The sequence below is a fragment of the Paenibacillus sp. J23TS9 genome, from assembly GCF_018403225.1.
Classification (GTDB): domain Bacteria; phylum Bacillota; class Bacilli; order Paenibacillales; family Paenibacillaceae; genus Paenibacillus_AQ.
Map to the genome: position 1 here is coordinate 467357 of NZ_BOSG01000003.1, position 17538 is coordinate 484894.

Consider the following 17538-nt stretch of genomic DNA (forward strand, 5'->3'; position numbering starts at 1 on the left):
TCTTTCCAGGAAACTATGATGAATAATAAAACTCAATCATATGGCGGATAACCTCTGAGCGGGATACTTGATGATCTGCACAATGCTTTTCGATATTGGCCCACATCTCATCCGTTAAGGTTAATGAAACCTTCTTGGTCACTCCAATGCCTTTTCTGCCAGCCCCCTCCCGGAGACCACCTCTTGTAAACAAAAAACCTAGTTGACCATCCTTATTCGAGACCCCGACTTTGACTTCATTATCGCTCATTTCAATTCACCTCCACACTTTTTTGAATTAGGTAACCTTTTTCAAATATAAGTTATCTTCATTTTAACATGTCAGCCGGAGTCTTACAAATCATGAAGTCCCGTCACCCTCCCTCTAGTTGCAAGGCAGGTTTATTTTCGGTTGATTTTATCAAAGAGATCACAAATGTAATATATGTGTAATATATATTAACATTAATAAGACGTTTTTTCTGGAAATCACTAAATAAATATTGTTTGTATATAAATTAAGGAGTATTATGTTAAATAAATTAACATAAATTTGGAGTGGGATGGTGGTTGTCTATGAAAGTAGCTTTTGTTGCTCATGATCGCAAGAAGACAGAAATGGTACAGTTCGTCATTGCTTATCAGTCATTATTTGAAGAGCATACCTTGTTCGCAACGGGCACAACAGGCAAATTAATCATGGAAAATACCACATTAGATCTTGTGAGATTCATGTCAGGTCCGCTTGGCGGTGATCAACAAATTGGAGCCTTGGTGGCTCAAAACGAACTGGATTTGTTAGTCTTCTTCCGCGACCCTCTTGTCTCGCAGCCCCATGAACCCGACATTACAGCTCTACTCCGCCTGTGTGATGTATATGGGATTCCTGTAGCCACGAACATGGCAACAGCAGAGCTGCTTGTGCATGCGCTGGAACGTGGAGATTTCAGTTGGCGTGAGGTCATTCACCAATGCCGCCCCGGAAATCTAGCCCACCGCACCATAAAACCCCATGAATCCAAGACTGCTCCACAAGCAAAGTATTTGAACGATATCGGTTTTCCTACCGCCGAATCCCAATAATTTTTATATAAGCATCTTCATGCGTACTTCTGAGCACGCTGCATAGCAAGAAGAGCCCCGCATGATTACGGGGCTCTTCTTGCTTCTTACAAAGGCTTTACTATTGCTCTGCGGATTCTCAAACAGACGAGTCCTTTTCTGACGTTTGCGTGCTGTCTGTACCTGAAGTTCCTCCATTTTGGCTGGTTGTGCCGCTTTGGCCTGAAGCTCCATTCCCGGCTGATTCTCCCTTGCGTTGGCCGCCACCTGGGCCACCTTGCCCCCGGCCGCCGCCAAAGCCGCCGCCGCCGGTTGTCACGCCCGACTCATTGACGTATGTGACCGTATCACCCAGCTTGAAGCTGACGATTTTCGTGCCGCCTGTCAGCTTACCTTTTTCATACAATCCATCCTTCGGCGTACCCGTGGACGTTCCGCCTGAATACAGGATGTAGGTCTCGCCGGCCTTCAAATCCGGAGTGGAAATCACGATACTCTGGATGGATTTTGCCGGAGCAAAGCTCAGGATCGGCGTCCCTTTACTGTCCGCCAGCGTAACCAGCGTACCCGCCTTCAGCGTGCTCGGGAACGTCATCATCATCGATCGCTGCGAAGAAGATTCGGATGGCGTCTGTGCCATGCCTGAGCTTCCGGCTGCGACCAGCAGACCACCGGATTGTTCAAATGTACCGTCGTAGTCAAGAGCGCCGTTTCCGTTCATCGTTGGGCCATTCACGAGCACGGTACCGCCAGTCATCACGATGGAACCGTTCGAGTCGAGTCCGTCACCTGCGGCATCGACCGTGAGATGTCCGCCGCTGATAGTAAGCTTCGCATTGCCTGAACCGCCAGGGCCGCCTGGCATTCCTTGACCGCCTGTCGGCGGCTGCTGCGCTCCGGCTTGGCCTTGTTCTCCACTCTGGTCGCCGGATTGGGCTTGATCCGTTTGCGATTGCGTCTGATTAGACTGCGTTTGGCTGCCATTCGTTTGAGCCTGATCCTCAGGCGGTACCTGTCCCGGCGTGCCTGCCGGCGGCTCGCCGCCAAACATTCCGCCCGGCCCTTCCGCGCTGCCGCCTCCTTCCGAAGCATTCACGCCGTCATCGCTGGCAACCACTTGGATCTCACCGCCGGAAATGGCGATATCCGCACTTTCGATGCCTTCATAGCTTTTCGTAATATCGATGGTACCGCCGGAAATGGCAATCGACGTGTCGGCATGGATACCATCATCGCCGGTAGCCAAGCTGAATTGTCCGCCCACAATGCGAATGCTGCCATTGGTATGCACCGCATCGTCAGCGGAATCAATCTTGAACTGGCCGTCCGATATGGATATTCCAGCGTCTGCCTTAAGACCCTTGGCACTTCCCGTTTCGGTTTCTTCACTGTTCTCCGTGTCCGCTTGGGCGGTTGCGTTCGTATCAGTAGCGGCCATTTGCTTCTGCTCAGTCTTTTGAGTCTCGGTCTGGGACTGTGCTTCGGAATTCGTCTTCGTATTTTGTGACTTTGCGTCTTGTGCCTGCGTTGAGGTCGGCCCGCTCTGTGCTCCGGTACCGGTTTGCGAACCAAAATCTGGACGCTGCGGCGGCTGTTCCTCCTGGTGAGGCTCCGCATTGGCGCTTCCGCCGCCGGTTACCATGTCAAAGGTGCCGCCATCAATCAGCATGGTCGTAGAGGCCTGGAATCCGTCGCTGCCTGCGTCGATGTTAAACATGCCGTCCTCAATCACCAGGTAGCCTTTATCCTTGTCGCCATCATAAGTCGTCTTGAAGCCGTCTCCGCCGGCATTGACGTGAATGACGCCCGTCTTGATCGCTGCCAAGTCGCGGCCGATGATCCCATCGTCGGCTGCGTTTATGTCCAGTGTGCCGCTTACAATCTTCAGATCATCCTTGCTCGTAATCCCGTCCTTATGGTTCCCTTGCACAGTCAGCTTGCCCGCGCCGTTGATCGTCAGATCATCCTGGCTGAACAGGGCCGCTGTCGGGGCATCTTCCGAGGTATCCGCGTAGGTTTTTCCGTCCGACAGCGAATTATTCGTTCCTTTGTTCAGCGTCAGCACGGTTTTGCCTGCCTTCTTGACCTGAACCGCAGGACCGCTAGAGTTGATAATCTGCGCACCGTTCAGCACCAAATGCACGATATCATCCTTGCCGGCTTCCACCACAATGCTTCCGCTCGTCAGCTTGCCGCTGATCGCATACGTTCCGGCTGAAGAAATCTTGACATCACCGCCGCTGGCCTGCGCTCCTTCCCCGCTCACGGTTGCGCTCGTGCCGCTCAGCGTAATGGTCGTGGCATCGCCTTCTTTCCAATCGACGGTCGTATCATCAGTATCATATTCCACCAGATCCTTTATTTTGAGGCTCGCCAGCTGTGCGTTGGCCGTGCTCGCGTCCACTGCTGCTGTATCCGTCTCCACCGCCGTACTGTCCCCAGACGTCGTACTGCTGGCCGCATTGGTTGTGCAGCCGGAGGCCAGCATGGCCGTCAGGATCAGAATCGCGGCAAATTTCGTTTTATAAGATTGTTTCAACTTGTTCAACCTCTTTTCGTTTAATATTCCTGCAGCACAGGATTCATCGTCAGCGTAATGTCCAGATTACCGTTACGGGTCCGGATGTCATCCAGAAATGCCTTCTGATTCGTGCTTGGACCCATTTTGATCGAATACACAACTTCATACAGGCTCCCGAGCTCGGTTGTTTTGACCTTTTTCAGCTCATAATCGATGTTGTGTACGCGGAAAACCTCTTCAAAAGCATCTTCGTAGCCCAAATTTTCCGGGATAGTGACTTTCAGCGTCTTCAGAGGATCCTTTTTCACACCGAACCCGATCTGCTTCAGCACATACATCAGCGCGCAGAGAATGATCGTGAACAGCACCGCGTAACCAAACGCTCCGACGCCTGCCGCCAGGCCCGCCGCCATGGAGAACAGGACGTAGGAAATATCCTTGGAGTCGCCGGGAGCGCTCCGGAAACGGATGATGGAGAAGGCGCCCGCCAGGCTGAAGGCTCTGGCAATATTGCTGCCGATGAGCATGATGATGATTGCCACAATCACAGGCAGCACCATCATCGTCAGGGTGAAGCTCGGGGAATAAGCCGGCTGTGTTTTCATATACGTGAAACTGATAATGCCTCCCAGTACAACGGCAATCACCAGTGTCAAAAGCGCATGCGATAAAGAAAGGCTCGTGTCCGCAGCGGACGACGTAAAAATGGATTCAATCATAAAACAACTCTCTCCCTTTCAACGTTTGGTGCATTTCGAATCGATTTCTTGTATTCATTGCCGTACTTGGAAAAGCTGGTACGATACATTTGATGCTCGGACAGCATTTTGGATAGCCAGACCGGAATGGTCTTTTCGGCTTTGACTTCCATCAGCCACTGGCCCCGCTCCATCAGCTGTTCGCCATAATCGCCGGCCTCCAGCTTGAGATCATAACGCCGCGAGCGGATGTTGGTGTCAAAGGTGATCCGCAGATCGCGGTTGTCCTTGCAGAACAGCGCGATGCGGTCATACGCCAGATAAACCATCGGCTGCAGCTCATACCGGCTCAGGAAGTACTCGATTTCGCGAATCACCTGTTCATTCATGCCTTTTCGGTACGCAGGGGCTGCGCCAGTCCGGATGAACTCATAGGCTTCATCCAGCCTGAGTGATGTTCTCCGTTTGTTGACGAGACCGAACACCTTCTTCTTCAGCTCCAGATACACCTTGGCATCACTGCCCGGCACACCGTAAGACCGAATCCGCAGCTTCTCCCTATATTTGGGCTTGGCCAAACTGGTACGGATGAGCGAATGATGCTCGGTGTCGTAATACAGATTGCTGATGGTGTAGAACTTGTCATCCTTGTTGTTCTCATCGGGTTCCATATATGCCATCAGGTCGTTATAAATATTGTAGAAAGCCTTCGTGTCCATCAAATACTTGTTTTCATAACGGTTGAATACTTCAATCGCCATCGTTCATTACGCTCCTTTCACGGATAACGGATGACTCTCGCCTTCCATATCTGTAGCTTAAAGCCCAAACCTTTAACGAAGCTTAAACACGCAGATAACATTCCGTTAACATTCGGATGATATATGCCGGCAAGCCGGGGATTAAGGTTGATTAAAGGTTCGCTTCCTATAATGGGCATGTAACACTGTTTAAGGACGGAATGAAGGAGAGCAAAAGCCATGCGCATATTAATTGTTGAAGATGAGGTGTATCTTGCCGAGGCACTGACCCAAATATTGAAAAAAAACCATTATTCCGTGGATGCCGTCCACGACGGACAATCGGGACTGGACAATGCCCTCAGCGGCATCTATGATCTGCTGCTGCTCGACATCATGCTGCCGGAGATAGACGGAATCACGCTGCTGAAGACGCTTCGTTCCGAAGGCATCGCGACCCCGGTCATTATGCTCACAGCGAAGAGTGAGATTTCGGATACGATTACCGGACTGGATTACGGCGCCGATGACTATGTCGCCAAGCCTTTTTCGACAGGGGAGCTGCTGGCCCGCATCAGGGCGGCTCTAAGACGCAAAGGCGAGGTTGTCCCGGAGGATGGCCTGAAGTTCGGAGATATCGAGCTGAATACATCGACACTTAAGCTGAGCTGCAAAGGAAAAGAGCTGAAGCTGATTTTGAAGGAAAGTGAGCTGCTGGAGCTGCTCATTACGAGGAAGCAGGCAGTAACCTCCAAAGAGCAGATGATCGAGAAGCTGTGGGGTTTTGATTCGGAGGCTGAGCACAATAACGTGGAAGTGTACATTTCATTTCTGCGGAAAAAGCTGACTTTTCTAAATGCATCGGTACGGATTAATACGATCCGGAGTGTGGGTTATATATTGGAGGCGACGGCTTAATGTTCCAAAAGCTGCGCAATCGGTTTCTTCTGATGAACATGATCATTATTACGATCATCATGCTTGTCGCCTTCGCGGCGATCTATACGATCACGTATCAAAATGTGCGCCGCGACATTGAGTTGAATCTGCAGCGCGTCTCGGAGTTTTATCATAAAGATGGGGGGCCAGGCCGGCAAGGACCGCTGGGAAGTACCTCCCCCCGAACATCAGAGAGCGGAGTTTCCGGCGGGGGGACTAATTCCGGGATAACGCCTCCAGCCCCTGACATGTCCCAGGATGGAATCAACTCATCCAAGCCGCGGTCCGGAGGCCAGAATCCTCCGCCTGAGCTATCGGTTTCCTTTGCCCTGCAAACGGATCTAGAAGGGAACCTCCTGTCGAAAAGCTCCCGTTTTGATATGGATGATGCATTCTACGAGTCCGCCAAGGATAAAGCCGTGCTTCATCCGGACCGTGACGGCCGGTTCACGCTTGACGGCACGCGCTGGGCTTACACTGTGAGGAAGGGTTCGGAGGGCAGTACAATCGTTTATCTGGATGTCACTGCACAGCTGAAAATCATCACCAACCTGATCTACACCTTTTCCATCGTCGCCCTGGTTATGCTAGTCGTGATCTACCTGACCAGCCGTTATTTTGCGAACCGCTCGATCGCGCCTGTCAGAGAAGCCTTCGACAAACAGAAGCGGTTTATAGCCGATGCATCCCATGAGCTGAAAACACCGCTTGCGGTCATTAACACCAATGCCGATGTGCTCCTGGCCAATAGCGAAGATACCATTCTCGCGCAGTCCAAATGGCTGCATCATATCAAATCGGAAACCGAGCGCATGAAGACGCTCACGAATGATCTCTTGTACCTCACCCAGATGGATGATGCTCAAAGCCAAATGATTTTCGTACCGTTTAACCTCAGCGAAGCCGTCGAGAGCGTCATTTTGACCATGGAAGCCGTCATCTATGAGAAAGAAATCGCACTCACTTATGAAATTGAGCCTGACCAGACGATCATGGGAAGCAGCGAGCAGATCAAGCAGGTGGTCATGATTTTGCTGGATAACGCCATCAAATACACCAACCCGCAGGGATCTATCCATCTTACGCTGAACAGGCAGTACAACCATTTGCTGCTGAAAGTGACCAACACGGGTGAAGGCATTGCTTCCGAGCATGTGGACAGAATCTTTGACCGTTTCTACCGGATCGATTCGTCCCGTTCCCGCAAGCACGGCGGATATGGGCTGGGTCTTGCGATAGCCAAATCGATTGTGGAGCAGCACAAGGGGAAAATTTATGTGAAAAGCACGCCGAAAGACAAAACAAGCTTTTATGTGCAGTTAGGCTGACATACCAAAAAAGCCAGCCCTTTGTAGAGGAGCTGGCTTTCGTTATCAAGATGGTCATTCCATCATCGGATCCTAACCCAATTCAACGGTTTTCATATCCATGTCATCACCCACCTGTAGTTTATAATCCCTTCCGCAAGGTATCTAGGTAGGTATGGTTATAAGAAAAGTTGTGCCTTTGCCCTTTTCGCTCTCGACTTCAATGCTCCCTTTCACCTTATTGATGGTACTGTAGACCATGAGCATGCCCAGGCCCGTTCCTTCCTCTTTGGTCGAATAATACGGCTTGCCTAGACGCGATATTTCCTCCCTCGTCATTCCAATGCCAGTGTCTTGGATGCGGATCACAATATTTTGCTTTCTTTCCGAGACATCGATGAATAATGTACCGCCACCCTTTTCTTTCATCGCTTCAATACCGTTTTTATATAAATTAATAAAACATTGCTGAATTTGGTTCCGGTCATAATGTGTATTGAGCGAGTTATTAAAACTGAATTTAACCTCTACTTCATGTATGGAGGCATAAGGCATAATGATATTTTTGGTATACTCTAACTCCGCACTCATGTTGGAATAAACCATATTTTCGGATTGCGGTTTGGCAAATGAGAGATAATCGCTGACTATTTTTTCTGCTCGTCTCAGCTCCTGCAGCGATAATCCCACATATTCCTTTTCCTCCCGCGTGAGGGTTTTCGATCTGTTTAACAGCTGCAAAAAACCGCTGGTAACCGTAAGCGGATTTCTAATTTCATGTGACACGCTAGCTGCGAGCTCACTGACGACATTTAATCTTTCCGATTGCATAATCCGGTCACGATTTTTAATATTGGTAATAATTTTTTCTATTAAAATCATAATGACACTCATCACCCCAACATGCGTCGTTAAGGCATTAAGGGCGAGAACCCAGAATTCTCTGTTTAACGCTCCATGAGCAAAGCTTAATGTAAACAGGTAAAATCCCATGGTAATGAAAGAAGCCATCGTGGCCCATATGATTCGGCCCTTCGAGCTTAATTTCACGAATTTTTTGCTGTATAACGGCACTAAAATCATGACCGTCGTTGAAAAAAGAAAGGATTGGATCGTACCGGCTCCACCTACATAGAATCGGTAAAGATTTAAAATGATATATAACGGGAGAACATTTCTATACCCTCCAAAAAGAGCCATGATAATAAATGGAATATATCTCAAATCAAAAATAAATCCGATTTCGAGTTTAAAGGGTTTGGCAATACAGAGACTCATCGTCAAGGCCGATAGTAAAATAAGAGCCTTTCTATTAAAGGAATGTGCTCTATTTTCAAAGAAAATCAGAGATATGACAACTGGAAACAGTAAAAACAAGAAATTCAAAAGTAAGGTTTCAAACAACAGTTAACTTCCTTTCAGCCTTTTGTAACTAAAAATCATATTTCAGGTTCCGAGCTATACAATAGAAGATTACGCTAATCACATGTTGTAAGTAAAGCTAAAGCTGTTAATTATGGATGTCCGATCCAATTTTTGAATGACTCCATCAAGCATGTAGTGGCTCATAAAATAAACCGTACATTGGCACTTTTTAATTGTCGATTTCCTTAGTATCCTTTTTACTAATGACTTGAACATGGACAAAAAAGGAGATAACGCCGATGAAAGTCGAACCCGCCATTTTGCAGGGTGAAAGAGTCATCCTTATTCCCATGGAAGCCTCTCATATCGCCCCGCTTTACGAAGCGCTGAACGATCCGGAAATATGGACGTACTCCCCTCCGGGTATGCGAAATATGGATGATATGACAACTTATGTGGAAACTGCATTAGAGGAACGGGCTGGAGGGGTTGCGATGCCTTTTGTCATCTGCGACATAGAAACAGATCGTTTAGTTGGAACGACTCGGTTTGCTGATATCTCCGCCCAGCATAGACAACTGGAGATCGGTTGGACTGCACTTGCCCGAGAGGTGTGGAGAACCCCTGTCAACACGGAATGTAAATATTTGCTGCTGCAGCATTGTTTTGAAACATTGGGCACGGTTCGCGTACAGCTTAAAGCCGATTCCCGCAATACCCGCTCATTAAGGGCAATGGAGCGTATTGGCGCCGTTTCGGAGGGAATCCACAGAAATCATCGCATTTTGAATGATGGCTACATCAGAGACACGGCTTACTATAGCTTTATCGCATCGGAATGGCCAGATGTAAAAATGAGGTTAAAAGGCATGCTTGCGGGTAGATGATGATCAGCACCCTGCACCACTTGCCATTTCAGGGCATCCACCTCGGATGTCCTTTTCGTTCATGAATGAACCGATAAAATTCACTGGATTCGAGTATAATGGATAAGTATACGATAGATATACGGTGGAAATCGGTATGTATAGGTATTCGAATATAGCGTAGAAGAGGTTAAAGATGAGTGAGAAGCACTTTACAGATTATAAATTAGGTGAAGAGATCCTAAGAGCGCTGAGCAGCTTAGGCTATGAGACGCCAACCGAGGTTCAGGCGGAGGTCATTCCTGTTGCGCTTGAGAAGCAGGATCTTGTTGTCAAATCGCAAACAGGCAGCGGCAAAACAGCTGCTTATGGCATCCCGCTCTGCGAGCTGGTCGATTGGAACGAGAATAAGCCGCAGGCATTGATCCTGACGCCAACCCGCGAGCTCGCGTTGCAGGTCAATGAAGACATAACGAATATTGGGCGCTTTAAGCGGATCAAGGCGACGCCTCTTTTTGGAAAACATCCTTTTCACATACAAAAAGCCGAGTTAAAGCAAAGAACGCATATGGTTGTGGGTACGCCGGGTCGAGTGCTGGATCATATTGAACGCGGCACGCTATCGCTGGATCGGATTGCCTATCTCGTCATTGACGAAGCCGATGAGATGCTGAACATGGGGTTTATTGAGCAAGTTCAGTCGATCATCCAAGCGCTGCCTCGTGACAGAGTTACCATGTTGTTCTCCGCTACATTCCCTGAGGATGTGCTCAAGCTGTCACGCAAGTATATGGATCACCCTGCCCAAATTGAGATCAAAGCGAGCGGTCTTACGACGGCCACGATTGAACATTCTCTCATTCAGGTGACGGAAGCGGACAAGCTGGCACGGCTTCAAGACCTGCTCATTGTTGAGAATCCGGACAGCTGCATTGTTTTCTGCCGAACGCAGGAGCATGTGGATAAACTATTCAGAGAAATGGCTGATCTCCGTTACCCGTGTGATCGCATCCATGGAGGGATGGAGCAGGAAGAACGGTTCGAGGTCATGAATGCGTTCAGAAGAGGCCAATTCCGTTACTTGATTGCGACAGATGTAGCCGCCAGGGGCATCGATATCACGAATATTACCCATGTGATTAACTATGATATTCCACTTGAAAAGGAAAGCTATGTTCATCGTACAGGACGTACGGGACGCGCAGGCAAGACGGGTAAAGCGATAACCCTCGTCACGCCGAAGGATAGCAGGAGATTAGCCGATATTGAAGCATATATTGGATTTGCAATACCGGTCGTGAAGGCTCCCTCCGAAGAGGCTGTTGATCGTCGCAGAGAAGATTTCGAACAGAAACTAAATATCCGGCCTGAACTAAAGAAGGATAAGCGTGAGCAATTAAACAAACAGATTATGAAGCTTAACTTCAATGGCGGGAAAAAGAAAAAGCTTAGAGCCGTGGATTTTGTCGGAACGATTGCTAAGCTTGAAGGGGTCACCGCGGACGATATCGGGATTATTACGATCCTCGATTTTGTGACGGATGTGGAGATTCTGAATGGCAAAGGACCGCTTGTGCTTGAATTGATGAAGGACACAACGGTAAAAGGCAAACTGCTGAAGGTGCGCAAAGGGAATAAGTAAAAGTTGAACTGACATATAAAAGGATGATCCCGGCACTATGCCAAGATCATCCTTTTTTGGCTGTGCCCGTGTAATCATCTTAATTTCTTTTGATTTCCACATACAAAGTTTTGGATATACTCCAATTGCTCTTCATTGGGCATCGTGCTGCGTATTTCATTAAATTTGGCAACAGCTGAATCAAGAGAAGTCTCTTTCCCTACGATTTCCCCAAGACTGGATAGGTCATCCAGGAGGCTCCACATTTCCGCATGCGTTTTTGGATCTTGATGTCCTGTCAGATAGACGTTTACATCGTATTTTTTTATTTTATCCAATAGAATCGTGAGCTCGTTCTGATCATAACTCCATTCTCCGCTGTAAAAGTCCTGATAGATGCAATCCCCCAGAAACATTATTTTTTCATCAGGGATGTAAATAATGGATGAATCCTGTGCATGAACCCCTCCGACATGCTCCACTACACAAGTCACGCCGCCTAAATCAATCTCGATTTTGTGATTAAAAGTAAGATCCGGCGCTCTCAGCTCCAGATGATCCCGTGTAGGCATTTCACGTTTTATCATATCACTGCAAAACTCAATTTCCTCACCCGTCTTAACCCGAGCATCTAATGAGGCATCATCCCATTTTAGAGTTTTCAGATATTCTATTCTTTTCTTCGTTTCATCATGGCTGATGGTTAATAAATCCATCGTTTTCATGCCAAAAATATGATCCCAATGCCAATGTGTAATGACAACGAACCTCGCCGGTGCGATCTCCATTTTTGCGATGAGATTGAGGAAGTCCCTTGCATGTGCAGGTGAATTGCCTGAATCAATGATTAGGCTAAAGTTGTCTCCACAAACCAATCCTAGCGTGGGACGGTCCGTTTCGGAATACTGCGGCATGTAGTGCACTCTATTTCCAAGTTTTTTTAACATTGTAGTACCTTCTCTCCTATTGCAAAAATTACAGGTAAATCATCATTTCATTATATCCTTTTGATAGACCTTATATAAATCCAATAACTGACTCTATGCCACCAATTACAGTTTGAGCCGAGGATATAGGTAAGTATATAAATGAAAACCACTCCAATTCTGGAGTGGTTTTCTTTGAAGCCTTGGCTACTGCTCGATATCGTACACTTCTTCATTTACCAATCCATGAATAAAAGCCTCAAAGTTAGGTGCGAGTCTGGTTATTTTATAATTACTCTCTTTATCCACATAAATAACCTCTGGTTCTCCATCATTTCCCGATGAACGGTAATCCAGCATCACCACTCCGGACTCAGAAGGACAATCACAAATCACCACGCCAACTTCAGGGTAACCTCCATGTTCAATCACAAACCGGCTGCCGGAATCCCCGCATAACGAGTGCTGCTTCTTACGTCCAATTCCCAGAATACCGGAAATCAGGATATGTTCTTGTGCTCCAGATGCTGCTCCTCCTATAGGAAAGCTTTTGTTTTGAGGAATGCCCCCGTTATGTAGCTTCATCATATGAATATAGAAGGCCGGCAGCTTAAAGACCAGTTCTTCTTCCACGGAAGCAATCAGATCCTCTGTAGGCGGATCCGAAACATATTGCTCGGCTGCTTGCTCGCTATCATCCCAAAAGTTTGCGAAATCGATATTGGTATCCAAATCGGGAACCGGCATGATTATAGGCTGCGCAATAGGCTCGGCATCGGAATCTTCTAACGGTTCTTGTTCTTCAGCCATTTTACTCCGAATGGAATCCAGGAACTCCAACGTATCCTCATCTCCGGGATCCAATTGATCTGCGATCTCGAATTCCCTTAAGGCATCATCATATTGGTCCAGATAGTAATGGGCAAGTCCCATACGGTAGTGCCAAAGCGGATCTTCTTTACCCTCTTCTGCAATGGTTAAGAACTGTTCAATCGCCTCTTCGTAACGTTCGAGATTATTCATCGCTCTGCCTAAATGACTAATCAGTACATCATCTCTATCCTCTGCAGGAATATCCATAATGGCATCTACGATTTCTTCGAATTTATCCTCTTCATGCCACTCATCCAGCTGTGCCAAAAGATCTTCTCTCACATTCATGCCTCCCAGTTCTAAGCCTTTTAGAAATTATACCATTTCCAGCACGGCCCTCTCCAATAATACCTGTATTTCTATATCATGTCCCGCAAAAGGTTCGGTATGGACGGGTAGAGTCTACAGGTAGAGCAGCGTAAATAGCCTGTTCTGGTGAATGTGCATAGGGACTGGAAAGCGCTTCAAGCAGCTGCTCCATTACACTATAATCTCCATTGTTCTCCGCCGCTTCCAGCGCCTCTTCTACCCGATGATTTCGGGGAATAATCGCAGGGTTGCTGCTACGCATCAACTCATGTGCTGATTCTTTGGATTCCTGCTGCCTGTCTAGCCTCTCCTGCCATACCATATACCACTCTGTAAACTCCGGTGTGCCAGACAGAACCAGATCATCCACCGTATTAAAGGTTAAGGCCAGGAAAGTATTCGTATAGTCGGCTTGATACTTATGCATCATACTGAGGAGATCCTTGATAAGGGTCTCATCCTGCTGCTCCTCGTTAAATATTCCAAGCTTCGCTCTCATTCCCGCAGTCCAAGAATCAAAATACAACGTAGTATATTCTGATAACGCACTCTGAGCCAGCTCGATGGCTTCCGATTGATTGTCATGAAGCAACGGCAATATGGCTTCCGCAAATCGTGCGAGATTCCAGCCACCAATATACGGCTGATTCCCATAGGCATAGCGACCTTCCCGATCAATGGAGCTAAACACTGTTGCAGGGTCATAGGTATCCATAAATGCGCAAGGGCCATAATCAATCGTTTCCCCGCTAATCGCCATATTATCGGTATTCATGACCCCATGAATAAAGCCAACCAGCTGCCATTTGGCAATCAGCACAGCCTGACGTTTGATGACCTCCTGAAGTAAATGAAGATAACGATTCTCATCATCTTCTATATCTGGATAATGTCGTTGTAACGTATAATCCGCAAGAGTCCGAACATTCTCAACATTCCCCAATTGGGAAGCATATTCGAAAGTACCTACGCGCAAATGACTTGCAGCCACGCGAGTAAGAATAGCGCCTTGCAAGTCTTTTTCACGGATCACGGATTCACCCGTCGATACCACCGCTAAGCTGCGGGTCGTAGGAATACCCAGCGCATGCATGGCTTCGCTAATGATGTATTCGCGCAGCATCGGACCAAGCGCCGCCCGACCATCACCTCGGCGGGAATAAGGTGTTGGGCCTGAACCCTTAAGTTGTATGTCCACACGCTCACCTTGGGGAGTAATATGCTCACCAAGTAATACGGCCCGCCCATCCCCTAACATATTGAAATGCCCAAATTGATGCCCTGCATATGCCTGAGCAATAGGTAAAGCACCTTCAGGAACCCTGTTTCCAGCAAGCTCCGCTACGCCTTCTTCACTTTGCAATGCTGCAGCGTTTAACGCTAAGGATGCCGCCAGCTTCTCATTGAAAATAACTAGCTGCGGAGATCTTACAGGGGCCGGGTTCATACGGCTAAAAAATAATTGCGGCAAACGGGTATAGCTATGATCAAAGTTCCAACCGGATTCCAAACATTCATCTCTCTTTGCCATCGCATAACCTTCTCTTCATTAGTTTTGGAATTCTATGCATACATCAAATAGAATTGATTACAGATGCCTTTTAGGGTATACCTCTTCCCATTTATTATACTCTTACTATAAATAACGATGGACGGAAATCAACATCAATGGTGTCAATCTAACAGCAAGCTTTTTATCTAAAAAAGCAAGAGCGCTACCGATTAGGTACGCGCTCTATGTATCCAATACATGATATTCCATATAACGAATCTAAGCTTCACTATCCAGCTTTTTGAAAATGGCTGCCATCTGCGCCCGATCCTGCTCGGTTAACTTTTCAAACAAACCCCTTTTCAGCCTCTGCCCCTCCAGTGTCGCTCGTCTTAGAACTTCGACACCTTTGTCGGTAATCTCCAAATAGATAATCCGCCGATCCGACTCGTCCACATTTCTGACGGCCAATTCCTTCGCGACAAGCTTATCCGATAAATAACTGAGCGTAGCCGGGGAAAGCCCTAATGTTTTCGCAATATCCGAGGGCCGGCTTCTTCCGTTTTGCTTCAGGTGGCCGAGCACAAGAACATGAGAGACACCAAGGTCCTCATTGAATGTTTTGTTCCACTGAACGATCAGCTTGTTCGTAAAATTCTCCATACTTTGTATGAGTTCAAAAATGGTCTGCTCTTCCATTTGATCCTCCTTGTAAAAATAAACGACAGCCCCTAATGAATATGAAGGGCTGTCATCATCTTACACGCTATTGGGCTGAGTATCCACCATCAATCACCAGCTCAGATCCTGTAATGTACGAAGAATCATCAGAAGCCAGGAACAATGCCGCTTTGGCAATATCATCAGGTTGTCCTAAACGCTGCAAAGGTGTTGCCTGAATCAATTGGCCCAGCAGGTCCTTCGAGGTACTTAAAGCTTGAGTCATTGGCGTCTCGATGATCCCTGGGAAAAGCGCATTTACCCGAACGCCTTGACGTCCAAACGTTGTAGCCGCTGCTTTAGACAATGCACGTACAGCGCCTTTGGATGCCGAGTAGTGGTTAAAGCCTTGGCCGATCATGGCCGTGTACGAAGAGATATTGATGATGGAGCCTTTCTTTTGGGCTGCCATATAAGGAGCGACATGCTTGATGCCCGCGAATGGGCCGAAGCCATTAATGGACAGCATTTTCTGCCAGTCCTCCACATTAATTTGCTCGTATGGCTTCTCGGAAGAGATGCCCGCATTGTTGACAAGGATATCAATTTTACCAAATCGATCGTTTACCTCTTTCGCCAGTGCCTGCCAATCCTCATCCGAGGCGACATTCAATTTCATACCGTGGACATTCTCTTTTTGGCTTGCTTTCTCAAGCGCTGCCTCATTAATGTCAGCCGCAATCACAATGGCGCCTTCTTGTGCGAACAGATCAACCATGCATTCACCGATACCCGAAGCCCCACCGGTAACGATAGCTACTTTATTAGACAATTTCCCCATATCCCATGCTCCTAACGTAATTTGATTGAACCATTATGCCTCTAACGAAATTGGATTAATTCCACAAACCCGCCCGCTCCAGCTTCTTCTTTCCTCTGAAAGCCATGCCTATGCAGCCGATGTTAATGATCATCATGATGCCGATGGCATATAAAACAGGGGTGTAACTTCCGGTATAATCGAAGACATATCCATAGGCCGGCAAGGCAACGATCGATGATATCGCGAGCCCCATGGAGGCATTGGAATAGATCTGACTATATTCCTTATTGCCGAACAAGCTCGATGTAAGAGCCGGGCCCAATGTTCCGATGGAGGCAGAAACAAGGCCGAAAAGCCCAACAGCCAACGATATGACAACTGTGCTTGATGGCGAGAACAATAACAGCCCGATCGACAGCAAGCCGAGGAACATGGCAGCAATCGCTGTATTTCGGGTGCCGATTTTATCGCTCGCATATCCGATGACGAGTGAGCCGATCAGCACGCCGATCATATTGGTTGCCATAACATTACCTGCAAAGGTGACATCGAACCCCTTGTTCATCAGATACGTTGGAATGTGCATCGAAAAGCTGGCTGCAGATGTAATCAGGAAGAAAAAAGCAATAAGCGCATAGAATGCAGAGGATTTTTTGGCAGCAGCTAAAGTTACCCCTTTTTCATCCGCTGACGCACTATTTGCAGTTCCGTTTGTACCGTCCAGTACTTCCGCTCCGTAAGGAAGCGTTTTCTTTTCTTGAGGTGATTTCCTGATCAGGAGCAGCACGATGGGAACAACGATAACGATGATCGTAATCCCGACAATCATATAAGAAGCTCTCCAGCCTTGACCCGCGATCAGTTTGCCAACTACCGGTTGAGTAATGGCGCCAAGCACGCCGCCTGCCGCACCCATGATTCCAAGCGCCAGACCTTTGCTTTTTTTGAACCACTGATTGATGAGTACAGGTCCCGCGATAACGGTAATGAACACGCCGCCCACTGCCAGCGGAATAGCGAGGATATACCAGCCCCATACGGAATGCATCAAACCGAATAAAGCAAATGCTCCGGCCTGCAAAATGATAGCAATGATCAAAATTAGCCGGGTATCGTACTTCGCCATCAATTTGCCGCCAATGGGCAAAAAGATCATGGTAACAATGGCCGAGACGCTAAAATATAGGGATAAGCTGCCCATCCCCACGCCCAGATCATTCGAAACTTGTCTCAAAAAAAGCCCGGCGGAGTTATTTAAACCGGCCTTTCCCAAACCGACCATCAGGCAAAGCCCCAGCAAAATCCACCAAGCATAGTGAATTTTCTTCTTGTTGTGGCTCATCATGTTTATCGTTCC

16 protein-coding genes and 1 pseudogene are annotated in these 17538 nt (G+C 47.6%); 6 read left to right on the top strand and 11 right to left on the bottom strand.

What is annotated here, in order from left to right:
• Nucleotides 1-13 precede the first annotated feature (13 nt).
• Nucleotides 14-250, bottom strand: a complete 237-nt coding sequence (locus KJS65_RS20550) for a ribbon-helix-helix domain-containing protein (protein ID WP_213651711.1) — start codon at nucleotides 248-250, stop codon at nucleotides 14-16.
• Nucleotides 251-555: 305 nt separating this feature from the next.
• On the opposite strand from KJS65_RS20550, the pseudogene KJS65_RS20555 reads away from it, so the two are divergent.
• Nucleotides 556-963, top strand: a pseudogene (locus KJS65_RS20555) (methylglyoxal synthase); the annotation flags it as partial.
• Nucleotides 964-1180: 217 nt separating this feature from the next.
• Here the strand turns inward: KJS65_RS20555 and KJS65_RS20560 are convergent.
• The 3 genes from KJS65_RS20560 to KJS65_RS20570 are packed head-to-tail and all read right to left on the bottom strand — an operon-like array spanning nucleotide 1181 to nucleotide 5021.
• Nucleotides 1181-3580, bottom strand: a complete 2400-nt coding sequence (locus KJS65_RS20560) for a carbohydrate-binding domain-containing protein (protein ID WP_280531343.1) — start codon at nucleotides 3578-3580, stop codon at nucleotides 1181-1183.
• Nucleotides 3581-3600: 20 nt separating this feature from the next.
• Nucleotides 3601-4281 carry a DUF4956 domain-containing protein gene (locus KJS65_RS20565; protein WP_213651712.1) on the bottom strand — a complete coding sequence of 227 codons (681 nt, stop codon included), beginning with the start codon at nucleotides 4279-4281 and terminating at the stop codon, nucleotides 3601-3603.
• Entirely contained in the window at nucleotides 4278-5021 is a 744-nt protein-coding gene (locus KJS65_RS20570; protein ID WP_213651713.1) for a polyphosphate polymerase domain-containing protein, read from the bottom strand. The genes KJS65_RS20565 and KJS65_RS20570 overlap by 4 nt, the downstream gene beginning before the upstream one ends.
• Before the next feature lie 219 nt (nucleotides 5022-5240).
• Between KJS65_RS20570 and KJS65_RS20575 the strand changes: the two genes are divergently transcribed.
• Together KJS65_RS20575 and KJS65_RS20580 are read left to right on the top strand one after the other, a co-directional pair.
• A complete protein-coding gene (locus KJS65_RS20575) occupies nucleotides 5241-5918 on the top strand; it encodes a response regulator transcription factor (protein WP_213651714.1) in 678 nt (225 codons plus the stop codon).
• Nucleotides 5918-7267: a sensor histidine kinase gene (locus KJS65_RS20580; RefSeq protein WP_213651715.1), complete on the top strand. Its 1350-nt coding sequence runs from the start codon at nucleotides 5918-5920 to the stop codon at nucleotides 7265-7267. Before KJS65_RS20575 ends, KJS65_RS20580 begins: the two co-directional genes overlap by 1 nt.
• A 144-nt stretch (nucleotides 7268-7411) precedes the next feature.
• On the opposite strand, the gene KJS65_RS29940 is transcribed toward KJS65_RS20580, so the two are convergent.
• Entirely contained in the window at nucleotides 7412-8128 is a 717-nt protein-coding gene (locus tag KJS65_RS29940; protein WP_244864670.1) for an ATP-binding protein, read from the bottom strand.
• A 109-nt stretch (nucleotides 8129-8237) separates the two neighbouring features.
• Here KJS65_RS29940 and KJS65_RS30335 point away from each other — a divergent pair, with 109 nt between their 5' ends.
• From KJS65_RS30335 to KJS65_RS20595, 3 genes are all read left to right on the top strand, one after another.
• Complete coding sequence (locus tag KJS65_RS30335) at nucleotides 8238-8381, top strand: hypothetical protein (RefSeq protein ID WP_244864672.1); 144 nt, start codon at nucleotides 8238-8240, stop codon at nucleotides 8379-8381.
• 529 nt (nucleotides 8382-8910) lie between these two features.
• Nucleotides 8911-9498, top strand: a complete 588-nt coding sequence (locus KJS65_RS20590) for a GNAT family N-acetyltransferase (RefSeq protein ID WP_213651717.1) — start codon at nucleotides 8911-8913, stop codon at nucleotides 9496-9498.
• A gap of 175 nt (nucleotides 9499-9673) precedes the next feature.
• Nucleotides 9674-11119 (top strand): DEAD/DEAH box helicase, encoded by a 1446-nt coding sequence (locus KJS65_RS20595; RefSeq protein ID WP_213651718.1) that lies wholly within the window; start codon nucleotides 9674-9676, stop codon nucleotides 11117-11119.
• Between the two features lie 74 nt (nucleotides 11120-11193).
• On the opposite strand, the gene KJS65_RS20600 is transcribed toward KJS65_RS20595, so the two are convergent.
• From KJS65_RS20600 to KJS65_RS20625, 6 genes are all read right to left on the bottom strand, one after another.
• The gene (locus tag KJS65_RS20600; protein ID WP_213651719.1) at nucleotides 11194-12045 is read right to left on the bottom strand and encodes an MBL fold metallo-hydrolase; all 852 of its coding nucleotides are present in this window, start codon (nucleotides 12043-12045) and stop codon (nucleotides 11194-11196) included.
• 186 nt (nucleotides 12046-12231) lie between these two features.
• Nucleotides 12232-13179: an SMI1/KNR4 family protein gene (locus KJS65_RS20605; protein ID WP_213651720.1), complete on the bottom strand. Its 948-nt coding sequence runs from the start codon at nucleotides 13177-13179 to the stop codon at nucleotides 12232-12234.
• A gap of 82 nt (nucleotides 13180-13261) precedes the next feature.
• Nucleotides 13262-14737 (bottom strand): protein adenylyltransferase SelO, encoded by a 1476-nt coding sequence (locus KJS65_RS20610; protein WP_213651721.1) that lies wholly within the window; start codon nucleotides 14735-14737, stop codon nucleotides 13262-13264.
• Between the two features lie 240 nt (nucleotides 14738-14977).
• Entirely contained in the window at nucleotides 14978-15397 is a 420-nt protein-coding gene (locus KJS65_RS20615) for a MarR family winged helix-turn-helix transcriptional regulator (protein WP_213651722.1), read from the bottom strand.
• Between the two features lie 67 nt (nucleotides 15398-15464).
• Nucleotides 15465-16199, bottom strand: coding sequence for an SDR family NAD(P)-dependent oxidoreductase (locus tag KJS65_RS20620; protein WP_213651723.1), 735 nt, complete (start codon nucleotides 16197-16199; stop codon nucleotides 15465-15467).
• Nucleotides 16200-16254: 55 nt separating this feature from the next.
• On the bottom strand, nucleotides 16255-17523 hold the full coding sequence (locus KJS65_RS20625) for an MFS transporter (RefSeq protein WP_213651906.1): 1269 nt from the start codon (nucleotides 17521-17523) through the stop codon (nucleotides 16255-16257).
• Nucleotides 17524-17538: the final 15 nt, after the last annotated feature.

Coding starts and splice junctions, on each gene's coding strand:
- KJS65_RS20550 (WP_213651711.1), bottom strand. CDS start 250: ATGAGCGATAATGAAGTCAAAGTCGGGGTCTCGAATAAGGATGGTCAA.
- KJS65_RS20565 (WP_213651712.1), bottom strand. CDS start 4,281: ATGATTGAATCCATTTTTACGTCGTCCGCTGCGGACACGAGCCTTTCT.
- KJS65_RS20570 (WP_213651713.1), bottom strand. CDS start 5,021: ATGGCGATTGAAGTATTCAACCGTTATGAAAACAAGTATTTGATGGAC.
- KJS65_RS20575 (WP_213651714.1), top strand. CDS start 5,241: ATGCGCATATTAATTGTTGAAGATGAGGTGTATCTTGCCGAGGCACTG.
- KJS65_RS20580 (WP_213651715.1), top strand. CDS start 5,918: ATGTTCCAAAAGCTGCGCAATCGGTTTCTTCTGATGAACATGATCATT.
- KJS65_RS29940 (WP_244864670.1), bottom strand. CDS start 8,128: ATGATTTTAATAGAAAAAATTATTACCAATATTAAAAATCGTGACCGG.
- KJS65_RS30335 (WP_244864672.1), top strand. CDS start 8,238: ATGGTAATGAAAGAAGCCATCGTGGCCCATATGATTCGGCCCTTCGAG.
- KJS65_RS20590 (WP_213651717.1), top strand. CDS start 8,911: ATGAAAGTCGAACCCGCCATTTTGCAGGGTGAAAGAGTCATCCTTATT.
- KJS65_RS20595 (WP_213651718.1), top strand. CDS start 9,674: ATGAGTGAGAAGCACTTTACAGATTATAAATTAGGTGAAGAGATCCTA.
- KJS65_RS20600 (WP_213651719.1), bottom strand. CDS start 12,045: ATGTTAAAAAAACTTGGAAATAGAGTGCACTACATGCCGCAGTATTCC.
- KJS65_RS20610 (WP_213651721.1), bottom strand. CDS start 14,737: ATGGCAAAGAGAGATGAATGTTTGGAATCCGGTTGGAACTTTGATCAT.
- KJS65_RS20615 (WP_213651722.1), bottom strand. CDS start 15,397: ATGGAAGAGCAGACCATTTTTGAACTCATACAAAGTATGGAGAATTTT.
- KJS65_RS20620 (WP_213651723.1), bottom strand. CDS start 16,199: ATGGGGAAATTGTCTAATAAAGTAGCTATCGTTACCGGTGGGGCTTCG.
- KJS65_RS20625 (WP_213651906.1), bottom strand. CDS start 17,523: ATGAGCCACAACAAGAAGAAAATTCACTATGCTTGGTGGATTTTGCTG.